The organism is Schaedlerella sp. (assembly GCF_056796775.1).
In genome coordinates this window covers 1-4720 of record NZ_JBQIKP010000093.1, presented here as the reverse complement: position 1 = coordinate 4720, position 4720 = coordinate 1, and the positions used below count along the sequence as shown (strand labels likewise).

Below are 4720 nucleotides of genomic sequence, written 5' to 3'. Positions count from 1 at the left end.
GATCTCATTCCTCCGGTCACGGATACGGTTGCCCAATTCAATCAAGTCCTGCGACCCTGCACGATTGCCCAATATGCACCTCCTTCCTGGTCTGAATTTTCTCCCGGAACTTTCCGTCATAGTGTCGCAAAGTGTGCAGCCCGCTTTACATCCGCCATTCCGTCAAGCCCTGTCCCCTGACTTTGCGACACCGTGCCGTAAAGTTGGACAACAAAAAAACAGCCGTGTATCAAGCTGTTTTTACGGATTGTTATTCAATTTATGCCTGTATTGCCTGTCCTTTCTGTTTCTTTCTATTTCTTTCAAACGCCAATCACGCCCTGCAAGGCTTCCCGGCCATTTTTTTTACTGTCCATCTGATCACTGCCACGACTGCTTTCACCAGATATACTGCGGCTGCCAGCAATCTCCAGACAAGAACGATCCCTCCAATCACGCCGCCCACAAGGACATTGATAAACAGGATGCCCACCGTGCCGCCAATGTCATAGCCTTTCGGGATAATCCAGAAAAACATCCTATGTATGCCAAATGGAATACCCATGAACCACCACAGGCTCAAATAATTGCACTCCCCATTCTCCATGCACAGCGGACGGAACAATGCCGCCAAAAACAATGCCGATACAACCGGGATTACCACTTTCTTTACAAATTCACTTATTTTCATACCTTCCTCCAATCTGTATCTGCATCCAGTATATCACGCCTGGCACACCGAAACAATTTTATCGCCAATATTCCCTGTACTTTTTCATCCGCTCCCATATAGGTCATGGTTTACTTCCGCTGTGTAATAATTGCTTATGGTCATCGGGGCATTATACAGCGTTGTCAGAAGATATGCCTTGATATTTCCCACCTTCGTTGTATTTGCGCCCAGGCAGGTAAGGATATACTCCATATGCTCATGGTTCAGCTTCATAAATCGGTTCTTGACAAGCGCCGCCGGCTTTTCCACTCCTGCAATCCGCACTATGCCATTATCCGGCAGCATCATCACTTCCACCATCAGCTCCACCAGTTCATCCACGTCCTCCCTCCGGTGATAGCGCCCGTCCTGAAAACACTCGTAAGATATGTTTTCCCGGATGATGTCTCGGTAAGCATCCATCTCTCCCATCACATCCGGCTCTGTGCCAGAGATAGATAGATTTGACTGGATAGGATTGGGATTGATAGCAGACACACTTGATTCAGTATCGTTAAAATCCGTCTTGCTATACTCTGTTTCACTAAATTCAGTATCACTTAAATCAGTCTTGTTAATATCAGTATCATTAGAGTATGATTTCGGAACTTCTTGAAGTCTGTTTTTCATACTTCCAGAAGTTTGATTTTCGTATTTCTTGAAGTTTGATTCTGGAACTTCTTGAAGTCTGTTTTTCATACTTCCAGAAGTTTGATTTTCATACTCCTTGAAGTATAATTTTGGAACTTCTTGAAGTTCGTTTTCCATACTTCTTGAAGTATGATTTTCATACTTCTGTGCATTTACGGCATTTTCCGGCTCTTTTTCCTCATGTTCCGGGCCTTCCTTTATGATAAAATTCTTCACATAAATCACATTTGGCCTTCCTAGCCCTAAGCGCTTTTTCTCAATCAGTCCAATCCCTTTTTCCGAATCAAGTTCTGCCAGGTTCTTAATCGCTTTCTGCCTGCTGCAGTTCAGCAGTTCTATCACATCTTCCACCGTAAAAATAATATACACCCTGTCCTCTTCATCAAACCACCGGTTCTTTATGCTAAGGCTCATACGGTCTAATAAAAGACCGTATAAAACCTTCGCTTCACAGGAGAGAGACTTGAAGCATTCCGCAGTGAACAAAACCTTCGGAATCCGGTAAAACGTGTACTGCTCCGCTTCCATGCCCCGATAATAATCAAACTGTAATTCCTGCATCCGTTGTCCCTCCCTCCTTCTGCTTCCATTCCTCCAGAAGTGTATAGATTACATCCTCAATCTGCTCTTTGGAATATTCCGTCGGGAAATAATTGCGGATTCTCTTTGCGGAAATCGTCACATTCACATTTTCCTTCTCTTTCCGGATTAAAACCGCATATACATTCCCTTCCGTCAATTCCCCTGTTTCACTGCTTTCCTTTAGCTGTTCTGCTTGCGCCTTCGATGGGAATATGCCGCTGTTGCCGATGGCGTCCACAACCCATGCCTGTTCTTCTGCTTTCAGATAAGACAGTTTCTCCCCGACCACCATAGGGATTTTATTTTCATCCACATAACCCATCAGTTCTTCCACCAGTTCCGACAGCCGGATATAACGCTGCACTGTCCTCCCGCTGTCCCCGGCAGCTTCCCCGATGGCATCCGCAGTATATTTCTCCCCTTTGCTGCCCTGGTGCTTCATTGCTTCGTATTTCATCCGATATGCCTTCGCCTTCTCACTTGGCAGGATGTCTTCCCTCTGGATATTCGTATCGACCATCAGAACTACCGCTGTATCATCATCCATTTCCCGGATAATGACAGGCATTTCCGTAAGCCCTGCAAGTTCACAGGCCCGCCACCGTCTATGCCCTGCAATAACCTCATAGCCGCCTTCCGGATGCGGGCGCACAATCCCTGGCATCAACACGCCATACTGCTTTACGCTTTCCACCGTTTCCTGCATTTTTTCATCATCCAATACCCGGAACGGATGGCCTTTAAACGTATGCAGCACACTTAGGGGAACGGAAGTGACCGTTTCGCCCGTTTCATCTATGCCAAACAGATCATCAAAGCTGTTCAGCTTTACCTTCTCTGCGCTCTTACTTTTCATCCGCAAGCACCTCCTGTGTCAGTGAGTGGTAGCCGCCTGCCACAATCCCCTTCGGATCATGAAGATAGATGCTTTTCCCCTCTGCCGTGGTTTCCGCAGCCTTTACAGATAATGGGATGCAGTTCTCAAAAATATGTACCCGGTTCCCATATACCTCCCGGATCTGCGCTGAAATGTCCCTTGCGAAGTTTGTCCTCCGGTCTACCTTTGTCAGCAGAATCCCCATAATATCAAGCGCTGGGTTTAGCTTTCTATGTACCCGTCCAATCGTCTTAATAAGCTGCTGAAGCCCTTTGACTGGGAGATATGCCGCCTCTACGGGAATCAGTACGCTGTCCGCCGCTACAAGGGCATTTATCGTGATCATGCCAAGCGAGGGCATACAATCAATAATCGCAAAGTCATACTCCCCTTTTATGCTGTTGAGATACTGGCGCAGTATCGTTTCCCTGCTCATAACATTTACCAGGGCCGTTTCCAAGCCTGCCAGTTCGATATTTGCCGGGATAAAATCAATCCCTTCCTCATGGTGGATAATGCCCTCACCTAACTCTGCATCCTCGTCGTTGATTACCTTTTCCATGATGTTCACTAACGTCACATCCAGCTCGTCCGGCTCCGCAATCCCCAGGCTCACCGCCATGCTGCCCTGCGCATCTGCCTCTACCAACAATACTTTCTTGCCTGCCCTGGCAAGCCCAATCCCTAAATTCACACACGTTGTAGTCTTGCCGACTCCGCCTTTCTGGTTTGCTACTGCGATCACTCTGCACATATATACTTTCCTCCTGATTCTCCAATCTATTTTTCTGTTCTTTCCACTTCCGCATATACACGGAAATACTTATTTGTCCCTTTGTTTGCAAATGGTTCCGACACTTCTTTCACATCCACGCCTTCATGCCGCTCCAAAAGCCGCCGGAACCAGTGAAGGTCTTTCTTTGTCCCCTGCATCCTGATTTTAAGCATATAAATCCTCCATATCCACGTAAAAACAGTATTCCGGATAGCGGAGCTTGACTGCCTCCCAAAAGTATCTGGCATAGCCGCAGCAGAATAAATCTTCCACTGTATAACAACGGAACTCTTTTAATTGTTCCTCCACATCCTCCGTATCATAGACACTTGGCGTTCCATTACAATAGAGGTTAAACGCCATCCGTACAATTCTTGCGCTGCCGCTAGTCTGCCAGCCTTCATGCAGGCATTCTGTTATTACGCATCCTGTTTTAAAATCATAAATCCTGTCCACATTTATCCTTGTATCCCGGTCAATCCCCAAGCAGTATACTAATGCTTTGTGGTACACATCTGGGTACTTACATTTCTGCAGATATTCTTTATAAAATTTCTTGTGTTCATCATTCTTAAAAGTAATTGTGCGAGTATCCTCGTTTTCTGCACCTTTCGCTGTATTCGCTGCCATAGCTTGTCCTCCTTATCTTATCTGCTTGTTTTTTATATTCTTGGGAGCTACACTCCCAAACCCTTGTGGATTCGTGCTGCCAGTTACCCAAAATACGGCTAACTGTCAACCCGAATTTGCTTTTGCCCCGGAGAACGGTTTTTCACTCCTGACCTTAACGCTGTGTTTGCCATTTCCTTTTCCTCCAATTCAAATTTATTTTTTGACCATAACAAAAAAGGACACTTCCCTAAAATTTCTTTTAGAAAAATGTCCTTAAAGTGCTTACTGTATTAAGTTGGCTCATGTACCAATCAACGCATTATCAGGCATTATCCCGCATTATGCGTTGCAAATTTGTTGCAATTTTGTTGCAAAATCTGAATCGAAGTACCGCAAACCATTGAAAACACTGGCTTTATTTGTCTAATGACTTCATCGTCGGGAACAACAAAACATCCCGAATCGCCGGTGAATTCGTCATCATCATCACCATCCGGTCAATTCCGAACCCAATTCCGCCGGTAGGCGGCAT

7 protein-coding genes are annotated in these 4720 nt (G+C 45.7%); all 7 read right to left on the bottom strand.

All coding sequences use genetic code 11. From position 1 onward, the window contains the following. Nucleotides 1–313 precede the first annotated feature (313 nt). Entirely contained in the window at nucleotides 314–670 is a 357-nt protein-coding gene (locus tag ACTOY7_RS21350; RefSeq protein ID WP_172535234.1) for a DUF6050 family protein, read from the bottom strand. Nucleotides 671–754: 84 nt separating this feature from the next. Continuing rightward, the gene (locus ACTOY7_RS21345; protein ID WP_482672793.1) at nucleotides 755–1903 is read right to left on the bottom strand and encodes a replication initiator protein A; all 1149 of its coding nucleotides are present in this window, start codon (nucleotides 1901–1903) and stop codon (nucleotides 755–757) included. Continuing rightward, on the bottom strand, nucleotides 1884–2780 hold the full coding sequence (locus ACTOY7_RS21340; RefSeq protein ID WP_482672792.1) for a ParB/RepB/Spo0J family partition protein: 897 nt from the start codon (nucleotides 2778–2780) through the stop codon (nucleotides 1884–1886). Before ACTOY7_RS21340 ends, ACTOY7_RS21345 begins: the two co-directional genes overlap by 20 nt. Beyond that, a complete protein-coding gene (locus ACTOY7_RS21335) occupies nucleotides 2770–3555 on the bottom strand; it encodes a ParA family protein (RefSeq protein WP_290452089.1) in 786 nt (261 codons plus the stop codon). Before ACTOY7_RS21335 ends, ACTOY7_RS21340 begins: the two co-directional genes overlap by 11 nt. Before the next feature lie 26 nt (nucleotides 3556–3581). Next, entirely contained in the window at nucleotides 3582–3749 is a 168-nt protein-coding gene (locus ACTOY7_RS21330; RefSeq protein WP_016219872.1) for a hypothetical protein, read from the bottom strand. Then, the gene (locus ACTOY7_RS21325) at nucleotides 3742–4206 is read right to left on the bottom strand and encodes a DUF6075 family protein (RefSeq protein ID WP_482672791.1); all 465 of its coding nucleotides are present in this window, start codon (nucleotides 4204–4206) and stop codon (nucleotides 3742–3744) included. The genes ACTOY7_RS21330 and ACTOY7_RS21325 overlap by 8 nt, the downstream gene beginning before the upstream one ends. Nucleotides 4207–4603: 397 nt before the next feature. Further along, on the bottom strand, nucleotides 4604–4720 hold a 117-nt coding region (locus ACTOY7_RS21320; RefSeq protein WP_482672794.1), incomplete at its 5' end, for an amino acid--tRNA ligase-related protein.